Annotated in this window: 17 protein-coding genes; 9 read left to right on the top strand and 8 right to left on the bottom strand. The window is 63.3% G+C overall.

From position 1 onward, the window contains the following. Positions 1–14: 14 nt before the first annotated feature. Complete coding sequence (locus AWB70_RS14315) at positions 15–236, bottom strand: HP1242/YdcH family protein (protein ID WP_045461011.1); 222 nt, start codon at positions 234–236, stop codon at positions 15–17. Positions 237–458: 222 nt separating this feature from the next. On the opposite strand from AWB70_RS14315, the gene AWB70_RS14310 reads away from it, so the two are divergent. Together AWB70_RS14310 and AWB70_RS14305 are read left to right on the top strand one after the other, a co-directional pair. Further along, positions 459–821, top strand: coding sequence for a hypothetical protein (locus tag AWB70_RS14310; RefSeq protein WP_053571458.1), 363 nt, complete (start codon positions 459–461; stop codon positions 819–821). 167 nt (positions 822–988) lie between these two features. After that, positions 989–1,636, top strand: a complete 648-nt coding sequence (locus tag AWB70_RS14305) for a VC0807 family protein (RefSeq protein ID WP_041733419.1) — start codon at positions 989–991, stop codon at positions 1,634–1,636. On the opposite strand, the gene AWB70_RS14300 is transcribed toward AWB70_RS14305, so the two are convergent. Both AWB70_RS14300 and AWB70_RS14295 read right to left on the bottom strand, forming a co-directional pair. Continuing rightward, entirely contained in the window at positions 1,625–2,458 is an 834-nt protein-coding gene (locus tag AWB70_RS14300) for an alpha/beta fold hydrolase (RefSeq protein WP_053571459.1), read from the bottom strand. The genes AWB70_RS14305 and AWB70_RS14300 overlap by 12 nt on opposite strands. Before the next feature lie 23 nt (positions 2,459–2,481). Beyond that, entirely contained in the window at positions 2,482–2,655 is a 174-nt protein-coding gene (locus AWB70_RS14295) for a DUF3563 family protein (protein ID WP_075644308.1), read from the bottom strand. Between the two features lie 443 nt (positions 2,656–3,098). Here AWB70_RS14295 and AWB70_RS14290 point away from each other — a divergent pair, with 443 nt between their 5' ends. Further along, positions 3,099–7,064 carry a response regulator gene (locus AWB70_RS14290; RefSeq protein WP_235024246.1) on the top strand — a complete coding sequence of 1,322 codons (3,966 nt, stop codon included), beginning with the start codon at positions 3,099–3,101 and terminating at the stop codon, positions 7,062–7,064. A gap of 14 nt (positions 7,065–7,078) precedes the next feature. Here AWB70_RS14290 and AWB70_RS14285 read toward each other — a convergent pair whose 3' ends face one another. Continuing rightward, entirely contained in the window at positions 7,079–7,990 is a 912-nt protein-coding gene (locus tag AWB70_RS14285; protein WP_053571460.1) for a response regulator, read from the bottom strand. A 404-nt stretch (positions 7,991–8,394) separates the two neighbouring features. Here AWB70_RS14285 and AWB70_RS14280 point away from each other — a divergent pair, with 404 nt between their 5' ends. Together AWB70_RS14280 and AWB70_RS14275 are read left to right on the top strand one after the other, a co-directional pair. Beyond that, positions 8,395–9,768 carry a sigma-54 dependent transcriptional regulator gene (locus AWB70_RS14280; protein WP_014252486.1) on the top strand — a complete coding sequence of 458 codons (1,374 nt, stop codon included), beginning with the start codon at positions 8,395–8,397 and terminating at the stop codon, positions 9,766–9,768. 410 nt (positions 9,769–10,178) lie between these two features. Beyond that, positions 10,179–11,480 carry an MATE family efflux transporter gene (locus AWB70_RS14275; RefSeq protein ID WP_235024245.1) on the top strand — a complete coding sequence of 434 codons (1,302 nt, stop codon included), beginning with the start codon at positions 10,179–10,181 and terminating at the stop codon, positions 11,478–11,480. A gap of 2 nt (positions 11,481–11,482) precedes the next feature. Here AWB70_RS14275 and AWB70_RS14270 read toward each other — a convergent pair whose 3' ends face one another. The 3 genes from AWB70_RS14270 to AWB70_RS14260 all read right to left on the bottom strand — a co-directional run bounded on the left by AWB70_RS14270 (position 11,483) and on the right by AWB70_RS14260 (position 14,914). Continuing rightward, positions 11,483–12,676, bottom strand: coding sequence for an acyltransferase family protein (locus AWB70_RS14270; RefSeq protein WP_053571462.1), 1,194 nt, complete (start codon positions 12,674–12,676; stop codon positions 11,483–11,485). A gap of 145 nt (positions 12,677–12,821) precedes the next feature. Continuing rightward, a complete protein-coding gene (locus AWB70_RS14265; protein ID WP_053571463.1) occupies positions 12,822–13,991 on the bottom strand; it encodes an alpha/beta hydrolase in 1,170 nt (389 codons plus the stop codon). A gap of 41 nt (positions 13,992–14,032) precedes the next feature. After that, complete coding sequence (locus AWB70_RS14260; protein WP_014252490.1) at positions 14,033–14,914, bottom strand: LysR family transcriptional regulator; 882 nt, start codon at positions 14,912–14,914, stop codon at positions 14,033–14,035. A gap of 127 nt (positions 14,915–15,041) precedes the next feature. Here AWB70_RS14260 and AWB70_RS14255 point away from each other — a divergent pair, with 127 nt between their 5' ends. The 3 genes from AWB70_RS14255 to AWB70_RS14245 all read left to right on the top strand — a co-directional run bounded on the left by AWB70_RS14255 (position 15,042) and on the right by AWB70_RS14245 (position 18,219). Next, a complete protein-coding gene (locus tag AWB70_RS14255) occupies positions 15,042–16,331 on the top strand; it encodes an MFS transporter (protein ID WP_053571464.1) in 1,290 nt (429 codons plus the stop codon). Between the two features lie 3 nt (positions 16,332–16,334). Continuing rightward, complete coding sequence (locus AWB70_RS14250) at positions 16,335–17,231, top strand: amidohydrolase family protein (protein ID WP_053571465.1); 897 nt, start codon at positions 16,335–16,337, stop codon at positions 17,229–17,231. A 106-nt stretch (positions 17,232–17,337) separates the two neighbouring features. Continuing rightward, positions 17,338–18,219: an isocitrate lyase/PEP mutase family protein gene (locus tag AWB70_RS14245; protein ID WP_045462304.1), complete on the top strand. Its 882-nt coding sequence runs from the start codon at positions 17,338–17,340 to the stop codon at positions 18,217–18,219. 7 nt (positions 18,220–18,226) lie between these two features. Here AWB70_RS14245 and AWB70_RS14240 read toward each other — a convergent pair whose 3' ends face one another. Beyond that, positions 18,227–18,526 (bottom strand): DUF4148 domain-containing protein, encoded by a 300-nt coding sequence (locus AWB70_RS14240; protein WP_053571466.1) that lies wholly within the window; start codon positions 18,524–18,526, stop codon positions 18,227–18,229. Positions 18,527–18,750: 224 nt separating this feature from the next. Between AWB70_RS14240 and AWB70_RS14235 the strand changes: the two genes are divergently transcribed. After that, positions 18,751–19,044 carry a DUF1330 domain-containing protein gene (locus AWB70_RS14235; protein ID WP_014252495.1) on the top strand — a complete coding sequence of 98 codons (294 nt, stop codon included), beginning with the start codon at positions 18,751–18,753 and terminating at the stop codon, positions 19,042–19,044. Positions 19,045–19,050: the final 6 nt, after the last annotated feature.

Here is a 19,050-nt window from a genome sequence, read left to right as displayed (position 1 = left end):
TGCGCTCATTCTGCTCAGGCGGCTTCGTGCGCTTTCTTCAGAACCGCGTAAAGCTTGTCTTTAAGCAAGAGCTTTTCTTTTTTCAATGCTTCGATGGCGAAGGTGTCGGCGGGCGTCACGCCCGTCTCCATGTTGTGAATCTGATGATCGAGTTCGTTGTGACGCTCGAACAGACGCGAAAAATGGCCGTCTTCGGTCTTGAGGCGCGAGATCAGGTCGCGATATTCGGGAAACATGCGGGTGGTCCTCCAGGCGATTGATATTTGGCAGTTCGAATTACATGTTACCGGCCGATACCGCCTTTTTGTTAGACGAATATCAAAGATTCGTAAGGTGGTAACGCCAGATCGCGCTGAGTGAACCTAGGCTAAACCCTGCTCCACGCGGGCATCGTCGTTGCACACAATGTAAGTGCTGGGCGCGCATCCGCGCGGGCCGGCACGACCAAGGAGGCCGTCATGAAGAAAATCCGCAATCGCACGCAAGGGCGCGTCATGCACATTGCGTTGATCGCCGGCGCGGCCGGCCTGTGCTTCGCCACGGCAGCCAGCGCGGACAGTCAGGCGGCGAAGAAGCTGGGGCAAATGGGCGTCATCAATCAGACGTTGCAGCCGAAGCCGCTGCCGAACCCCGCGGCGCCCGCCCCCAGCTATTCGAACACGCCGAACGCCACCACGCCGAACCCGAGCTATAACGTCAGTCCGAACTACAACGCCGCGCCAACCTACAACACGAACGCGATCAACGCGGCGAATGCTGCCAACGCCGCGAATGCCGCGCGCGTCAACGCGATTCCCGGCGCGCCGCCGCCGAAAAAGTAACGCTCGATCTGTTCGCGCCTTTCACGCCGCTGCTCGACACCACGAGCAGCGGCGTCGCTTTCTTTGCAGACTTTGGGGGATTCGCCGCGCGCATGCGCACATTCGCGCACGTGCGATCTTTTATACTTGGAACCAGGCACAGCGCGCAGGCGCACACTTCTGAGTCCATGAAAAAGATCAAGCCCGGTCTCGTGCTCGAACTCGCCGCGAATCTGCTGCTTCCCTGGCTCGCGTACCGGTTGGCGCTGCCCTATTGGGGCGATGTCGGCGCGCTCTATGCGTCGGCCGCGCCGCCGCTCGTGTGGAGCATCGCCGAGTTCGCGCGCTCGCGGCGCGTGGATGCGCTTTCCGCGCTCGTGCTGTTCGGCATCGCGTTGTCCATCGTGATGCTCGCAATGGGCGGCAGCCCGCGTATTCTGCTCGTGCGCGAATCGCTCGCGGCGGGCGCGACGGGCATCGTTTTTCTCGTTTCGCTCCTGTTCGAGCGTCCGCTCATCTTCTATCTCGCACGTGCGACCGTCACGCGCGAGCAGGAAAACGGCGCCGAGCGCTTCGAGGCGTACTGGCGCGACAGCGCGATGCTGCGCGCGTCGTTGCGCCTCATGACGCTCGTGTGGGGCGTCGGGCTTTCGGTCGAAACGATGCTGCGCTTCTGGTTCGCGTGGACGTGGCCGGTGGAGCGCTACCTCGTCGTGTCGCCGGTCGTGAGCTACGTGATTTACGGCGGCTTGCTCGCATGGACCTTCTGGTTTCGCGCGCGGCTCATCGAGCGTCAGGGCGAAAGCGCCCCGTCGCGCGATGGACTACTCGGCTAGGCATGCCGTGCGCGCGTCGCATTCGGCGATATGGCGCGCAATCGCCGCATTCACCGCCTGCGCGTGCGTGAGCGGACCCATGTGCCCCGCCTCGGGCACGACGATGAGCTTCGCGGCCGGCAGCAGATCAGGCAGCGTTTCCGCGATCAGGCGCGTCGGCGCGGGCGCGTGCTCGCCGCGCATCACGAGCGTGGGAATGCGCAGGTTCGCGTAGGCGCTCATCGGCGTAGGCTCGTGAATCAGCGCGCGAAAATCGAGCGGCGCTTTCGGCACCCAGCGCGTGAGCATCGCCTGCACGGAAGGCCGCAGCGCGGACCACGCGCCGCGCCCGCTCCAGTAATCGACGAACGAACTCGCCGCCCCGCGCAGGTCGCCCGCGACGACGCCCTCCGCCGTGCGCGCCGCAATCGCCTGAATCTCGGCGAATTCGGCGGCGCCACGCGCGCCCATGCGCTTGAGCAGATGAAACGCCGACGGCTCATAGAGCGTGATGCTCGCGACGCCGTGCGGCCGTTCGAGCGCCGCGCGCAATGCGACGCCGCCGCCATACGAATGACCGACGAGGTGCACCTTGCCCTGCTGGCGATCGATGATCTCGACGGTTCGCGCCGCTTCGTCCGCGAGCGTGAATGCGTGCGCACCGCTCCAGGGACCGACACTGTCGCAGCCGTAATGCTCCGGCGCGATCAGCGTGTAGCGCGACGTTGGCGTGTCGAGCGCGGCGAGCATGTCGCCGAGCGTGCGCCACTGATTCGCGCCCGCGCCCGAACAATGCAGCGCGATGACCGGCGCGTCGGCGTGTTCGTCGTTCAGAGTGATCATGTTTGTTTTCCGATTCGTGAGCATCAGGCTTCGGTATCGCACTCGCGCATGCGGCGTTCGAGCTCGCCGATATCGGCGGACGACGCGAGATACGTATCGCGGCGGCCATGCTCGGCGCGATCCAGCAGCGTCTCGGTCCGGTCCATCAGGATCGGCAGCACGAGGTCTCTTGCGATATTGATTAGGTATCCCAACATGATTCGCTCCTTCTTCACCAACGGGTCGTTCGATGACATTGCCGGCTGAGCGATCGTGCAGCGAGATTGAGTCCGGGGTTCGCTGAGGCGGCGGTGCGGGCATCTAATGCAGACACCGTGCCAGCTATTCGAATCCCTTATGCAGCAAGGCAAAGCGCGCATTCACCCCGCGCCGGGCGACACTGAAGTCGGGCGCGCACCAACGCTTTCGGCCCGGAACGGTGGCGCGGCGCAAACACCTGCCTGAGCTTCACCGCGAACGATCTCCGCTTTCCATACGGGCGAAACATCGAAAATATTCCCGTCGCCGGGGCTCAAGTCCATACGCCAGCGTGCCGTTAATGTGTCTGATCGCCCGCGCCTTCCCTTCGGCGGCTGCTTTCGGACGGCGCGATAAGATACGGCAGCGTTGAATCTCGACTTCGCCCATTCGGAGACCCGGCGTGCTCAATCGCCATTCGCTCACTTTCAGGATGACGGTGTTCATCGTCGTCGTCTGCCTGCTTCTGGTCGCAACCGACGTATGGCGCAGCCTCGCCGCGCGCCGCGTGCAGCTCGACGAAATGACGACGGCGACCTACAACCTCGCGCGCGCGATGGCGCAGCACGCGAACGACACGTTCAAGGAGGCCGACACCACGCTCATCGGCATGGTGGAGCGCGTCGAAGAGGACGGCATGTCGCCGGACTCGCTTGCGCGCATTCATCGCGCGATGGTGTCGCGCGTGCAGCACTTGCCGCAGTTGAACGGACTTTTCATCTACGACAAGAACGGCGCCTGGATCGTCAACTCGCAGCCGAAGCTCGACTCGCGCTTCAACAACTCGGACCGCGAGTATTTCGAATATCACCGCACGCATACCGATCAGGGCACGCACATCGGCCCGCCGGTGCAAAGCCGCTCGACGGGCAAATGGATCGTGCCGGTGTCGCGCCGCATCGACGCGCCCGATGGCAGTTTCGCGGGCGTCGCGCTCGCGACCATCGACGTCGATTTCTTCTCGCGTTTCTACGATAGCCTCGACCTCGGGCAATCGGGCGCGGCGGTGCTCGTGCTGAACTCGGGCGTGATGGTCGTGCGCCGCCCTTTCGAAGACCGCTTCGTCGGCAAGAACGTGATCGACACGGCGCTGTACCGCGCGCATCTCGAACAGCACAGTTCGGGCGTGTTCACGACGAGCTCGTCGCAGGACGGCGTGACGCGGCTCAATAGCCTGCGCGAACTGCAGGACTATCCGCTTTTCGTCGCGGCGGCGCTCGCGCGCGATGAAATCCTCGCACCGTGGTGGCGCGACACGCTCTGGCACGCGTGCGTGACCGCCGTGCTCGCGTTCGTGCTGGCGATGTTCGGCTCGACGCTCGTGCGCCAGATCAACGCGCGCAATCGAATCGAACAGGAACTGGAGCGCAGTCTCGCGACGACGCAAACCGTGCTCGACACCGTGATCAGCCCGATCATCACCGTGGACGAACGCGGCGCGATCCGCTCGTTCAATTCGGCGGGCGAGAAAGTGTTCGGCTACAAGGCGAATGAAGTTATCGGCCAGAACATCCGCATGCTGGTGCCGCCGCCCTATCAGCACGCGTATGACGAATACGTCATGCAATTCAAGTGGCCGAATGGCACTGCGACAACCGACTTCGAACTCGCGGGCCAGCGTAAAGACGGCACGTCTTTCCCGGCGCACGTGACCACGGGCGCCATGCGACTGGATGGCCTCTCGCATTTCGTCTCCGTCATCACGGACATCTCGCGGCAAAGAAAGGAGCGCAGCGAGCTGGCCCACGCGCGCGATCAGTTGCTGCTCGCCGCCGATATCGCCGAACTGGGCATCTGGTCGTGGGATCTCGCCACGGGCAAGCTGCACTGGAACGCGCGCATGTTCGAGCTGTATCAGTATCCGCCCGCGTTGCTGGACAACGGCCTGCATATCGAGCACTGGCGCAGGCGCATTCATCCCGACGATCACGACGAGATCATGGCGCGCCTGCGCGCCGCGGCCGCGGGCGAAACCGAGTCGTTGCCGCCGTTTCGCATCGTCCTGCCCGACGGCACGACGCGGCGCATCCAGAGCGGCCAGCGCACGCAACGCAACGCGCAATGCACGCCCGTCGCGATGACCGGCGTGAACTACGACGTCACGGATCAATACGAGCTCGAATACCATCTGCGCAATGCAAAAGAGCAGGCTGACGCGGCGAGCGCGGCGAAATCGACGTTTCTCGCGAACATGAGCCACGAAATCCGCACGCCGATGAACGCCGTGCTCGGCATGCTGCATCTCGTGCAGATGACGTCGCTCGATCATCGGCAGCATGACTACGTGAGCAAGGCGGTGACCGCCGCGAAGTCGCTGCTCAGCCTGCTCAACGACATCCTCGACTATTCGAAGATCGAGGCGGGCAAGCTGCAACTCGACAGCCATCCCTTCGAGCCCGAAAAGCTGATGGAAGAGCTCGGCATCGTGCTGTCGGGCAATCAGGGGGCGAAAGACGTCGAGGTGCTTTTCGATCTCGATCCGTCGTTGCCGGCCGTGCTCGTCGGCGATAGCTTCCGCCTTCAGCAGGTGCTCATCAATCTCGCGGGCAACGCGCTCAAGTTCACCTCCGCGGGGCAGATCGTCGTGAGCGTGCATCGGCTCGACACCGTGAGCGCCGCGCCGGAAGAAACGGTGCGCTTGCGCATCGCGGTGAGCGACAGCGGCATCGGCATCAGCGAGGAACAGCTCGGGCGCATCTTCGAGGGCTTCACGCAAGCCGAGGCGTCGACCTCGCGCCGCTATGGCGGCTCCGGCCTCGGGCTCGTGATCAGCAAACGGCTCGTCGCGATGATGGGCAGCCAGCTCGAAGTCGAAAGCCGGCTGGGTGAAGGAAGCCGCTTCTGGTTCGATATCACGCTCGGCGTGGACACAGCGGACGCGCCCGCGCGGAACCAGCGCGCGTTCCCGGATCATGGCGCGCGCATTCTCATCGCCGACGATAACGCCATCGCGGGCGAAATCCTCTCGCGCACGGTGCGCTCGCTCGGCTGGCACGCGGACGTCGTCACGAGCGGCACCGAGGCGGTCGCGCGCATCGCCGACGCCGCCCACAGCGCAGCGCCCTACGATATCGCCCTGCTCGACTGGCGCATGCCCGGCCTCGACGGCCTCAACGCCGCGAAACAGGTCAGCGCGATGAACGGACGCGTCGCGCCGCCGCTCGTGCTGCTCGTCACCGCATTCGGACGCGAGGTGTTGCGAGAGTCACAGGAACACGGCGCCGCGCCTTTTGCGGGCTTCCTGACAAAACCCGTGACGCCGAAGCAACTCGTCGCGGCGATCCGCGCCGCGCTGCCGTCTCAGGCCGCGCCGGCGCCGCACGAAACGCAGCCGGTTGCAGCCCGTGCGCAGCGCCTCGAAGGGCTCGCCCTGCTCGTGGTGGAAGACAACGCACTCAACCGGCAAGTCGCCGAAGGCGTGCTTCGCGCGGAAGGCGCGAACGTGACGCTCGCCGAGAGCGGGCGCGAAGGCGTCGATCGCATCATGGCCGCGCAGGGTTCATTCGACGCGGTGCTGATGGATGTGCAGATGCCCGATCTCGACGGGCTCGAAGCCACGCGCCTCATTCGCGCGGATAGCCGCTTCGACGCGCTGCCGATCATCGCGATGACGGCCAATGCGTCGGGCGCGGATCGCGATGCGTGTTTGCAGGCGGGCATGAACGATCATGTCGGCAAGCCGATCGACGTCGAGCGTCTCGTTGCCGTGCTGCGCGCGCAAATCGAACGCGCGCCGATGAAAGCGCAACCACCGGACGCGAACGCGATGCCGATGATCGAGCCGCGCGATTCGATCATCGCGCGCTTCGGCGGCAACATCGATCTGATTCGGCGCACGGCCGATGGCTTCGGCGGGCAGGCGCACAAACACCTGAACGGCCTGGTCGAAAGACTCGCGGCGCAGGACACGCAAGGCGCGGCCTCGGTGCTGCATTCGATCAAGGGCAGCGCGGCCACGGTCGGCGCGGCGGCGCTCGCGCAACTCGCGGGCGCACTGGAGAAAGAACTACTCGATCGCGGCCACGATGCGCATGCGCTCGATGAAACGCGCGCGCAACTGCCGCGCATGGAGCAGTTGCTGGCAGCGAGCGTCGAGCGGCTCGTCGATACGTTCGGGCCGCCGGCCTCTTCCGCAAGGCAGGAAACGAACGCACAGCCGCTTCGAAACGAAGACTGGCGCGCGCGTCTCAACGCGATCGTCGAATTGCTCGATGCCTCGAATCTGCAAGCGATCGCGCTATCCGAAAGCCTTTCGCCGCACGCACCGAACGGCTATCGCGAGGACTTCGAGCACTTCCTCGCGCGTGTGCGCGCGCTCGATTTCGCGCGCGCCTCGAAGATGGCGCGCGAGATGCTCGAACAGGCTTGAAACGAAGCGGCCGATCAGCCGGTGCGCACGTCGCGAGCGGACACGGGAAACGGATGAACGCTCGCGCCGCCCGACGCTTCCAGCCATGCGCGCACTTCCTCGCGCGCCTTGCGCGCGGAATCGAGCGCGCCCTGCACGCGCGCCTCCAGCACGACGGACTTGGCCGGTTTCGCGATGACATCCGCGGCGCCCGCATCGAGCGTGCATTGCTCGGTTTCGACATCGCGCCCGTCGGCGAGCACGACGATGGGCACGTGAGCGTACTGCGTCAGCAATGAACGCACGCTCGCGCATGGGTTATCGCAGCACGCGGTATCGAGCACGATGACGTCCGGCTCCTTGCGCTCGGCAACGCCCAGCGCGGCTTCGCAATCGGCGGCGACATCCACCGCGCCGATTGCGGCGAGCGCATGACGGTGCGCCTCGGCGGTATCGCTCGCGAGAATGCCGAGCACGCGCACGCCCGTAGGTTTCGACACGGGCTTCGCGCCTTCGCGATGCAAGCGCGCCTGCGTTTCCATCACGCGGCGCCGCAAGCGAAGCTGTGCACGCACACGCGCTTGCAGGCGCGGCGCGACGAGCGGCTTGATGACGTAATCGGCCGCGCCCATCCGAAACGCATCGACTTCGAGGGCGGGCGCGTCATGACTGGTGACGAAGATCACCGGCACGCGCGCGAGCTTCGCATCTTTCTTGAGAATCTCGCAGACATCGAAACCCGTCATGTTGGGCAAGTTGGCGTCGAGAAGGATGAGATCGGGCGTCGCTTCACGCGCAAGCGCGAGCGCGGCCTCGCCGGTGGTGGCAAAGCGCTGATCGGGGAATTCCGCGAGCATTTCGCCGATGACGCGGATCATGGCCGGATCGTCGTCGACGAGAAGCAGTCGTGGCTGATGCGTTGAAGTGGAGTTCTCTGCTTTATCCATGTTCGAACGGGGTATTCGTCAGACGAGACGCACGCACAAACTCTACCCTTGCTGCGCGCGCGTCGCAATTCAGTTTCGCGAGGTATTTATTATCTGATATTTCAGCGTGCTCCAATTTAGATCACGCAGATAATTCGCGACAAAAACATATTCATAAGCAGATAAGTAAATTGTGCTGGGTTCGTTTTGACGTTCGAGCGCGCCTGCCAAAGCGTCTCCGCGATTAAAGCACGCGCGTGCATCAAATTATGCACGTTCGTTTCGCAAAAAATGCTCTGACGTTTTCAATCGATTCCGCCGATCAATGTAAACATTCAAAATCGGCTTATCGTTTGCGAGGCTTTTAGCACTGACAGTTCCGGGCGCATACTTGTCGCTAACATTAAAAAAGCCGGGAAAGAGCCATGTACGGGGAAGCCAGAACACTCTATTTCGCTGGGCGCGCGGTTTCCGAGGATCTCTCCGAGCGCTTGCATGCGCGCGGATGGACGATCGAGCGCATCGATCCAGCCAAGCCGCCGAAATCCAGCAAGCACGGCAAGCGTGCTGCCGCGGGCATCGTCGATCTGACGAGTCGAGGTTTCGCCAAGGAAGCCGCGACGCTCACGGAAATGCTGGCGAGCTATCAGATCGGCTGGGTTGCGGCGGTGGATGCCGAGCATGTCGATAGCCCCGAGATCTGCCGCCTGATTCGCGATTTCTGCTTCGACTTCGTGACCGTGCCCTCTTCCGCGGACCGTCTCGTCGATGCGGTCGGGCATGCCTACGGCATGGTGTCGCTGCACGATGCGGCCAGCAACGATCCGCGCAAGGACGACTGCAAGGAAGGCGGCATGGTCGGCTCGTGCGATGCGATGCAGGCGCTGTACCGCTCGATCCGCAAAGTCGCGATGACCGATGCGCCCGTGTTCATCTCCGGCGAATCGGGCACGGGCAAAGAGCTTACCGCGGTTGCGATCCACGAGCGCTCGGTGCGGCGCGATCATCCGTTCGTCGCGATCAACTGCGGCGCGATTCCCCCGCACCTGCTGCAATCCGAACTCTTCGGCTATGAGCGCGGCGCGTTCACCGGCGCGAATCAACGCAAGATCGGCCGCGTGGAAGCCGCCGACGGCGGCACGCTCTTTCTCGATGAAATCGGCGATTTGCCGCTCGAAAGCCAGGCGAGCCTGCTGCGCTTCCTGCAGGAACGAAAGATCGAACGCCTTGGCGGACAAGGCCCGACGCCTGTCGATGTGCGCATCATCTCGGCGACCCACGTCGACATGCAAACGGCGATGCTCGAAGGACGCTTTCGCGCGGACTTGTACCATCGCCTGTGCGTCTTGCAGATCGACGAGCCGCCGCTGCGCGTGCGCGGCAAGGATATCGAACTGCTCGCGAATCACATGCTCGAACGCTTCAGGAAGGATGCAAGCCGCCGGTTGCGCGGCTTCGCGCCCTGTGCGATCGCGGCGATTCATAACTATGGCTGGCCCGGCAATGTACGCGAGCTGATCAATCGCGTGCGCCGCGCCATCGTCATGTCGGAAGGACGGCAGATTCTCGCCGCCGATCTCGAACTCGGCGAATATGCCGAAGCCGCGCCGATGACGCTCGCGCAAGCGCGCGAAGCGGCCGAGCGGCAGGCAATCGAAGTCGCGCTGTTGCGGCATCGCGGACGCCTCGGCGAAGCGGCGGAAGAACTGGGCGTATCGCGCGTGACGCTGTATCGCATGCTGACGGCGTATGGATTGCGGGCGAAGGCCGACAGGCCGCTGGAGGCGTCGGGGGCATAGCGGTTGGTCGCACCGCGTGTGAATCATGATTCGCTTAAAAGCCTGGCGAGGAACCTTGTATCGCGTTCGCCACTCCAACCACCGCATCGCAATCGATGCATCGTGAAAGCCTGAAGCGGCATTCGCGCTTCGCGCGCCGTTAGCCCCATCACGCCTTTCCTCTCGTAGCCCGCTGGCGTATTCTCGCGCCGCCAGACCGCGCGCTACGCAGTCTCGTTTCAATCTTATGCGGCTCGCCCGAGTGTCTTCCGGTGCGCCCATACCGCGCTTTTGCGCCATGCCATCGCTTTGCTCGCGCATCGAAAGATGTCGTGTGATGCGCGCTGGCGTGCCTTGCGAGTAACGTCGGGTTGTCCGTCATGATGTCCAATAACAATACTTCTCTCGTTCGTCGATTCTCGAACTACGCCGTGCCCACCGTGCTTGCCGCATGGGTCTACTGCATGCATTCCGTGATCAGCGGCATCTTCATCGGACGCTATATCGGCGCCGATGCGCTCGCCGCCTTGAATCTGCTCGTGCCGCTGCTCTATCTGCCTTATGCGTTCAGCGTGATGATCGGCGTCGGCGGCTCGACGCTCGTGTCGCGCCTGCTCGGCGAGCGCCGCGAACGCGATGCCGCCGAAGCCTTCACGCAGGCGCTATGGCTGCTCGGCGCGTGCGGCGTGGCCTTCGCGCTCGCAATCTATCTTTATGCCGACACCTTCGTGCACTGGACCGGCGCGCGTGGCGAACTGGCGTCGCTCGCCGTAACGTTCCTGCATGCCTATGCGCCGTTCGTCCTGTTCCCGACCGCATGTTATGCACTCGAACTCTTCTTGCGCATCGAGGGCGCGGCGAAGTTCGGACTCGTCTGTCTGATCGCGGGCGGTATCGTCGATGTCGCCTTGACCTGGTGGATGGTGAGCCACATGCAATGGGGCATGCGTGGCGCAGCGCTCGCATCGGGCATCAGTCAGGCGCTTGCGTGCATGCCGATGCTGGCTTATCACTTCGTCAAGGCGCAACGCGTCCGCCCTGTTGCGCGTGCATTCGCGCGGCTCGATCATGCATGGCGCATGGCCTATAACGGCGCGTCGGAGTTTTTAGGCGAGATCGCGCCGAGCGTCACGCTCTTCGCCTTCAATCATGCGGTGCTGCGCTGGCTCGGCGATACCGGGCTCGTCGCGTTCGCGGTCGTCGAATACATGACGATGATCGCCTCCGTCACGATGGTGGCGCTCGTGCAAAGCATGCAGCCGATCGTGAGCTTCGAACGCGGGGCGCGCAACGGGCACGCGGTGACGCGTGCGTTTTCGATCGGCATGACGGTGACGGCCGGTTTCGCGCTGGCCGCCGCCTTCGCGATTCTTACGCTCGCAGCGCCGCTCGGTTCGCTCTTCGTGCCGGACAGCCCGGCGGCGCAAGCGCTCTTGCGCGACGCATTGCCGTGGTGCGCGCTCGCGTTCCTGCCCGCCGCGATCAATGTCGCGATCAGCGGCTATCTCACCGCCATCGAAGCGCCGCTTGCTTCGATGATCGTCGCACTGCTGCGAAGCTGGTTGCTGCTATTGGCGATGCTCTGGTTCCTGACCGAGTGGCTCGGCCCGCGCGGGCTCTGGATGACTGTCGCCGTGACGGAAATGGCGACGCTCGTCGCGAGCATCGTGTTGTATCGCACGCGGGGGCGGCGTCTCGCTCTGCCCGTTGCCGCAACCCCGAATGCGACCTGACACTACGCGTCGCGCGTCAGATGAAAGCGTCGATCAACCGATGCGAGCAGGCGCCTCGACAAGCGCGTCGCGCGTCCCTGAATAAGCCGGTCGGAGACGCGCGAAAGCCCATAAGAAACGACGAGCACGGCGATCAGCGTCGCGCCGAATAGCGCCAGCGACGTTTCGCCATTCTTCTCGCCGAATGAGCGATCGAAGAAATGGAACGTCGCATAGACGCAGATGAAGTGCCAAAGATAAATGCCATAACTTTCGCGGCCGAGCGCGGCGGCGCAGCGCCGGATGAATGTGTTGCGCGGCGTCGCGCGGACATCGTCGCGATGCTTGCGGGCATGCCGCGAACAGACGAACAGCAGAAACGCGACGGCGCTGCACGCGGCGAACACCGGCGCGAGCGCATGCGCCTTGTCGAGCCATACGCCGAGCGCGCCTGTCATCAATGCGAAACCCAATGCAAGCGAGAAATAAAGCAACGAGACGCGCTTCGTCACGGACGCACCAAGCAAATGCGAGCGGAACGCATACCACGCCCACATGCCGACGATGAAGCATGGCCCTTGCACGGGCGGCCAGAAATAGCTGAACGTGTTGTTGGCGACATTGCATTCGAGCGTGCCGTTGCAATCGCTCATCGACATCACGGCGAACGATATGCCGAGCAGAAGCACAGTCGCCAGCAGCAGACGCGCGCGGTTCATCGCGAGAAAGAACAGCAGCGGCGCGATCATGTAGAAAAGCATTTCCACGCCGATCGACCATCCCCCGGGCACGACGTTGTTGATCGCCGTCGGTGAGAGCGCATGCAGGAAGACCATGTTGAGCAGAATGTCCATCGGCCCGTGCGCGCCGAGCACCCATGCGCGCTCGACGCCGGAGCGCATCGCCCCGTAACTGATGAGGCCATAGATCGCAATCGCGGCGTAGTACATCGGCGCGATGCGAAAAAAGCGCTTGATATAGAAGCGCAACGTGACATGACGGGCATCCGCGCAGCGCGCATGATCCATTTCGAGCGTCATGAATATCGTGATTGCGCTGATCACGAAGAATAGCTGCACGCCGTATTGGCCCATGCGCGCCACGAGCGTCACGGCGCCGGGCAAATTGGGAAACTGAAACGACAGGTGTACTGCGACCACCCCGACGATCGCGAGCGCCCGGCCTGCGTCGAGCGCGGCAACACGTCCTCTTTCCATCGATACTCTCCTCGCGGTTGATGCCGACCTTCGAAGGCCGCGAGGCCCGTGGACAAGCGCGCTTCGCGCGAAGTTCCGTCAGATGCGCGATCGCGAGGCAACTCTTACATCAGGAAACGTATGGATACATTTCCTGGCAAGGCGATCAGACCGCGGGCGCGTCCTGCCGCATAAAGCGCAAGATGCGGCTCGCTACCGTGCTCGGCTGCTCCTGTTGCACCCAATGCCCCGCCCCTTCGATCAGATGTGTGGCGCGAAAGTCGGTGCAGGTCAGAACGCGCATGGCTTCGAAATCGCCAGGACGCTGGTAATAGCCCCAATCGCTCGCGCCCGCGATGAAGCACGACGGCACGTCGATCGTGCGCCCCGACCACAGGCGCAATGCCTCCGCATAACACGGGTCGGTGCCGCAGCGATACCAGTTCAATCCGCCCTGAAATCCGGTGCGCGCGTATTCGCTCGCATAGATATCCAGTTCGCGATCCGGGAGCCACGCGCATGCATCGTCCTTCGGCATGTGTTCGGCGACGGTCTGCGGCATGGTCGCATCGGCGTTCATCACGTAGTACGTGGGCAGCATCGCGAGCTGATCCGTCGTGACGGACGCCAGCGGATGCGGATGATTCCCCGCCCAGTCCGCGCTCTTCACGTAGTAATACGCGCGCAGAAACGCGGCGAGCCCTTGCGGCGCGTGCCGCATGTCGTCGTTGGCCTGCGCACCCGAGTAATACCATTGATAGTGCTTGCGCGGCGGATCGAGCGACGCGAGCCCGGCCACTGCCTCCGCCATCACCGACGGCGCCGTTTCGACGCGCGCAAGCTTTGCGTCGTTCTTCGCGGTGTTGAAGGCAAACGCGGGCGGCCCGGCAAACGGTGCGCTCATCATCACGACGGACGCGAATACGTCGGGACGAATCAATGCGCACCACGCGGCCACGGGCGAACCGAAGTCGTGACCGATCACCGATGCGATCCTGCGATAACCCAGCGCCGCAACCAGGCCCAGCACGTCGCGCACGAGATTGGGAAAGGTGAATTCGTTCAGGTCGGCGTCGAACGAAGCGTTGCCGCCGAGGGTGCGCCCATAACCGCGCTGGTCCGGCGCGACGACATGAAAACCCGCATCCGCAAGGGGTTTCATGATCTTGCGCCAGCTATAGGCAAGCTCGGGGAAGCCATGCAGAAGCACGATGCAGGGCCGGCCGGGCGCTTCGAATCCGGCTTCGAGCACATGCATCGAAAGGCCGTTGCCGTTGTCGATCATGCGCGCGCGGATGCCCTCGGGTAAGGGCAGATCGTTCAACGGTGCATTCATGTTCGTCTCCGGTTGAGCCATGACAGCATCATGCGATGCGCTCATGCTTCGAGCAAGGCCGCGAAGCGATCTGCGAGCGTCGGGCGCGAACGCGTCGGCCAGATCGCGCTGAGCTCGAATGGCGGAAGGTTATCGCCGTCGCGCACGTCGCAGAAACGCACGCCGGCGAATTGCAGCGCCGTGACCGATTGCGGCAGCAGCGATGCGCCGCATCCCGCCGCAACGCACGCAAGAACCGTCAGCGAACGATTTGCATCCTGCACGACATTGGCCTCGCATCCCGCTTTGCGAAAAGCACTCAGAATGCCGGCGCGAACCACGGGCAATTGATCGCTCGGAAACCAGACGAGGCCCGCATCCGAAAGATCTTTCAGGCCGACTTTGCCGTCCTCGCCGATAGCAAACGACACAGGCAGCACGGCAAGCAAGCGCTCTCTCACGATCAGCTTTTCGCGCATGCGACCGCCCACGGCAACCGGCGTATGCAGCAAGCCGATATCGATGACGCCTTTCTCCAGCGCGCTCGCCTGCTCCGCATTGCTCATTTCCCTGAGCATGAGTTCGACATTGGGCACTTCTTCGCGCAGCGCAGCAATGGCGCGCGGTAGCAAGCTGAAGAGTGCCGCCGATGCGAAGCCGATGGTCAGCCGCCCGCCGCGCTGCGCGCCGATTTCGCGCGCGCGATGCGAGGCGGCGTCGATGCGCGCCACGCTCAGCCGGATGTCCTCGACGATCGCCTCGCCCGCTGCCGTCAGTTGTGCGCCGCGCCGCGTGCGCTCGAAGAGCTTCACGCCGAGATCGCGTTCCATGCGCGACAGCGCCTGACTCAGGGCGGGCTGCGCGATATCGAGCGCTTCGGCCGCGCGCGTGACGCTGCCTGCATCGACAACCGCGAGAAAGTATTTGAGGTTGCGCGTCTCCATGGCGCGAGCATATCAAAATGCAATGAAAAACGAACGTATCCATAGTATGCGAGGCGCGCTTTCGTTTCTAGAATGCACTCACACATCGAACGACAATCGGTTCGGGGCCCGTACAGGAGACGCAAGAATGAATTGGTACCGTGAGATTTCCACGGCGGAAAAACGCACGCTATGGGGATGTTTTGCAGGTTGGGCGCTCGATGGCGTCGATACCCAGCTATTCAGTCTCGTCATTCCAACGCTCATTGCGACATGGGGCATCGGCAAGGGACAAGCGGGTCTGATCGGCGGCGCGACACTCGTCGCCGGCGCATTGGGCGGCTTATTTGCCGGCGTGCTTTCCGATCGCATCGGCCGCGTCAAGGCTTTGCAAGTGACGGTTCTGTGGTTTTCGCTGTTCACGTTTCTTAGCGCCTTCGCGCAGAATTTCGAGCAATTGCTCGTGCTCAAAGCGCTTCAGGGACTCGGTTTCGGCGGCGAATGGACCGCGGGCGCGGTCTTGCTCAGCGAGACCATTCGCGCCAAACATCGCGGCAAGGCCATGGGGATCGTGCAAAGCGCATGGGGCTTCGGCTGGGCCGGCGCGGTGCTGCTTTATACCGTGGTGTTCTCGTGGGTGTCGCCCGACTGGGCCTGGCGCGTGTTGTTCGCGGTCGGCCTGATTCCCGCGCTGCTGGTCGTTTATATGCGGCGAAATATCGAAGAGCCGCCGCGCGAAACGAAAAGCATCGAAGCCAGCGATCAGACAGAGCGTCCGGGCGCGCTTGCCATTCTCGCGGGCATCTTTCATCCTTCGGTCTTGCGCACGACCATCGTCGGCGGTCTGATCGGACTCGGCGCGCATGGCGGTTATCACGCCATCACCACCTGGCTGCCGACTTACCTCAAAACCGAACGTCACTTGTCGGTGCTCGGCACGGGCGGCTATCTGGCCGTCGTGATTACTGCGTTCATCGTGGGCTGCTTCGTCAGCGCCTGGCTGCAAGACAAGATCGGCCGTCGCAAGAACGTGATTCTGTTCGCGATCTGCTGCGCCGTTACGGTCAACGTCTACGTGTTCCTGCCTGTCGGCGATATCGCGATGCTGATCCTCAGCTTCCCGCTTGGCCTCTTTTCCGCAGGCATTCCCGCGACGCTCGGTGCGCTTTTCAACGAGCTTTATCCGCAAGGGGTGCGCGGCACGGGCGTGGGCTTCTGCTACAACTTCGGGCGCGTCGTCTCCGCTGTGTTCCCGGTGCTGGTCGGGCATATGGGCAATTCGATGCCGCTCGGACAGGCGCTCGGCATCGATGCGGGCATTGCGTACGGCCTCGTCGTCGTGGCCGCGTTGCTGCTGCCCGAAACCAAGGGGCGCCGCATGGCGGCCGCGCCCGCGCAAGCCGCTTCGAGCGAGCACTCGCCCAAGCACATTGGATAACCCATGACGCAATCACTTCAACCCGGCCTTGCCGATGCGGTGGATTCGCTTTCGCCCGCCAACGAGCAATGGCTCGAAGCGACGCCCGCATCGATCGAGGCAATCGACAGTCACGCGCATGTCTTCGTGCGCGGCCTTCCGCTCGCATCGCATCGGCGTCACGCACCGGACTACGATGCGACGCTCGATGCTTATGCCAGCCACTTGCGCGCGAAAGGCCTGTCGCACGCCGTGCTCGTGCAGCCCAGTTTTCTCGGCACCGACAACGCCTTCTTTCTCGATGTATTGCTGCGTTATCCACGGCGCTTTCGCGGCGTGGCCGTCATCGATCCATCCATTAGCGACAGCGAATTGCAGCGGCTCGCGGCGTCCGGCGTCGTGGGCATGCGGTTGAATCTTATCGGTCTCGCGCTGCCCGATCTGCGCGCGGCGCAATGGCGCGATCTCTTCGCCCGCATCAACGCGCTCGGCTGGCATGTCGAGATTCATCGCGATGCGGTAGATCTGCCGATGCTCGTCACGCCGCTCGTCGAGCAGGACTGCACGGTCGTGATCGATCATTTCGGCCGGCCCGATCCTGAATTCGGCGCGAACGATCCGGGCTTTCGCTATCTTTTGACGACGGCAAAGAGCGGCCGCGTCTGGGTGAAGTTATCGGCGGCTTATCGCTGCGTCATTGGCGAAAGCGGCGTTTCGCTCGGCACTACGCTGACTGAATCCTTGCTGGATTCATTCGGCGCGGCGCGGCTCGTATGGGGAAGCGACTGGCCGCATACGCAGCATCGCAGCGTGATCGACTATGACGCCTCGCGCGATGCGCTTGCGCGCTGGATTCCGGATGCATCACTGCGAACCATCGTATTGCGCGATTCGCCGCGTGCGTTGTTCGGCTTTGCGTGAAAAGTGCATGAACGCTGCATGATCGTTGCATGAGCGCCGAAGAACGGCCCGCGCTAACATGGCACACGTCAACGACGAACACGAACCCTTTTCCGGAACCGAAGCCATGACCACTTCTTCCTCCCGCCGCCGGGCCGCCTTTCGCGAACGGGTCAACGCGCGCCGCGCGCTGCTGTTGCCCGGCGCCTTCAACGCCATGAGCGCGCGCATCGTCGCCGATCTGGGTTTCGAAGCGCTTTATATCACCGGCGCGGGCGTGACGAACATGTCGCTCGGCATGCCGGATCTCGGCTTCGTCGGACTTGCGGAAATCGCGGAACATACGTCGCGCATTCGCGATGCCGTGGATCTTCCGCTCATCGTCGATGCGGATACGGGCTTCGGCAATGCGCTCAACGTGCGTCACACGGTGCGCACGCTGGAGCGCGCAGGCGCCGATGCGATTCAACTCGAAGATCAGGTCATGCCGAAGAAATGCGGCCATTTCGCCGGGAAGGCCGTAATCTCGACCAACGAAATGGTGGGCAAGATTCGCGCGGCCGTGGATGCGCGCGAAGACGAGAACTTCCAGATCATCGCGCGCACCGACGCCTGTGCGGTCGAAGGATTCGATGCGGCGATCGAGCGAGCACGTGCATTCGTGGAAGCCGGCGCGGACATTCTCTTCGTCGAAGCGATCGAAACGCCGGAGCAAATCGCAGCGTTGCCGGGGCTGCTCGACGCGCCGCAACTCATCAACATCGTGATCGGCGGCAAGACGCCCGTCACCGATCGCGCCGATCTCGAACGCCTCGGCTTCAGTCTCGTGCTGTACGCGAATGCCGCATTGCAGAGCGCCGTGCGCGGCATGCAGACGGCGCTCGGCGCGTTGAAGTCGCAAGGCCGGCTCGATGAAGATCCCGCTGTCGTCGCGCCGTTCAACGAACGTCAACGGCTCGTCAACAAACCGCTTTTCGACGAGCTCGACCGGAAATACGCCGCCGATTGATCACGCTTTAACGCGTGTACATCGCGTTCCAGTCGGATTGCGAGACGCGCGCTCCGCCCGATTGCGAAGCGCTGTCCGCCGCGCCGCCATAAGCCGTTGCGCCGTTGCGCGCGGCGAGCTTGGCTTCGGCGGCCTGAATCGCTTCGGGATAATGCGCCTGATCGCCGTCGCCGACGTGATAGCCGACGCTCGACAGCTCCGCGAGCTCTGCACGCACTTGGGCGCGCGTGATCTGGCTTTGCGCGAACGAAGCGACGGGAACGACGAGAGCGGTTGCGACGACTGCGGCGCGGATGATCGACTTCATGATGAAACTCCAGTGTTATGAGGTGCCTGGCTACGAACGCGATGACGTTCGAATCAGTGACCGAAGTCTATGACGCCGATTCTTTCGGGTTAACCCCGAGCGCCGGAAAGCACCTTTCACGGAAACGCGAGGAATCGCTGCACCCTCACCGCGCAAAAGAATTTGCTATGCTGGCCGCCGGACACATCACGGCGCACCGCGCCCGTCAAACACTGGAGATACAGATGGCAAAAGGATACTGGGTCAGCGTGTACAAGAAGATCATGAAGCCCGAGCAGGCGGCAGAATACGCGAAGATTGCGACGCAGGTCATTGCGGAAGCCGGCGGCCGCCCGCTCGTTCGCGGCGTCGCTTCGTTGACGCAAGACGAAGGCGTCATCGAGCGCACCGTCGTGATCGAATTCGACTCGCTCGACGCGGCTGTCGCGGCGTATAACAGCGCGACATATCAGCATGCACTGGAAGTACTCGGCGATTCCGTGGTGCGCGATTTCCGCGTCGTCGAAGGCGTCGCATAAAGATTG

Source organism: Caballeronia cordobensis, assembly GCF_001544575.2.
In the GTDB taxonomy this organism is placed as follows: Bacteria; Pseudomonadota; Gammaproteobacteria; order Burkholderiales; family Burkholderiaceae; genus Caballeronia; species Caballeronia cordobensis.
Note: the sequence above shows the minus strand (reverse complement) of the source record. Positions and strands in the feature narration are given on the sequence as shown.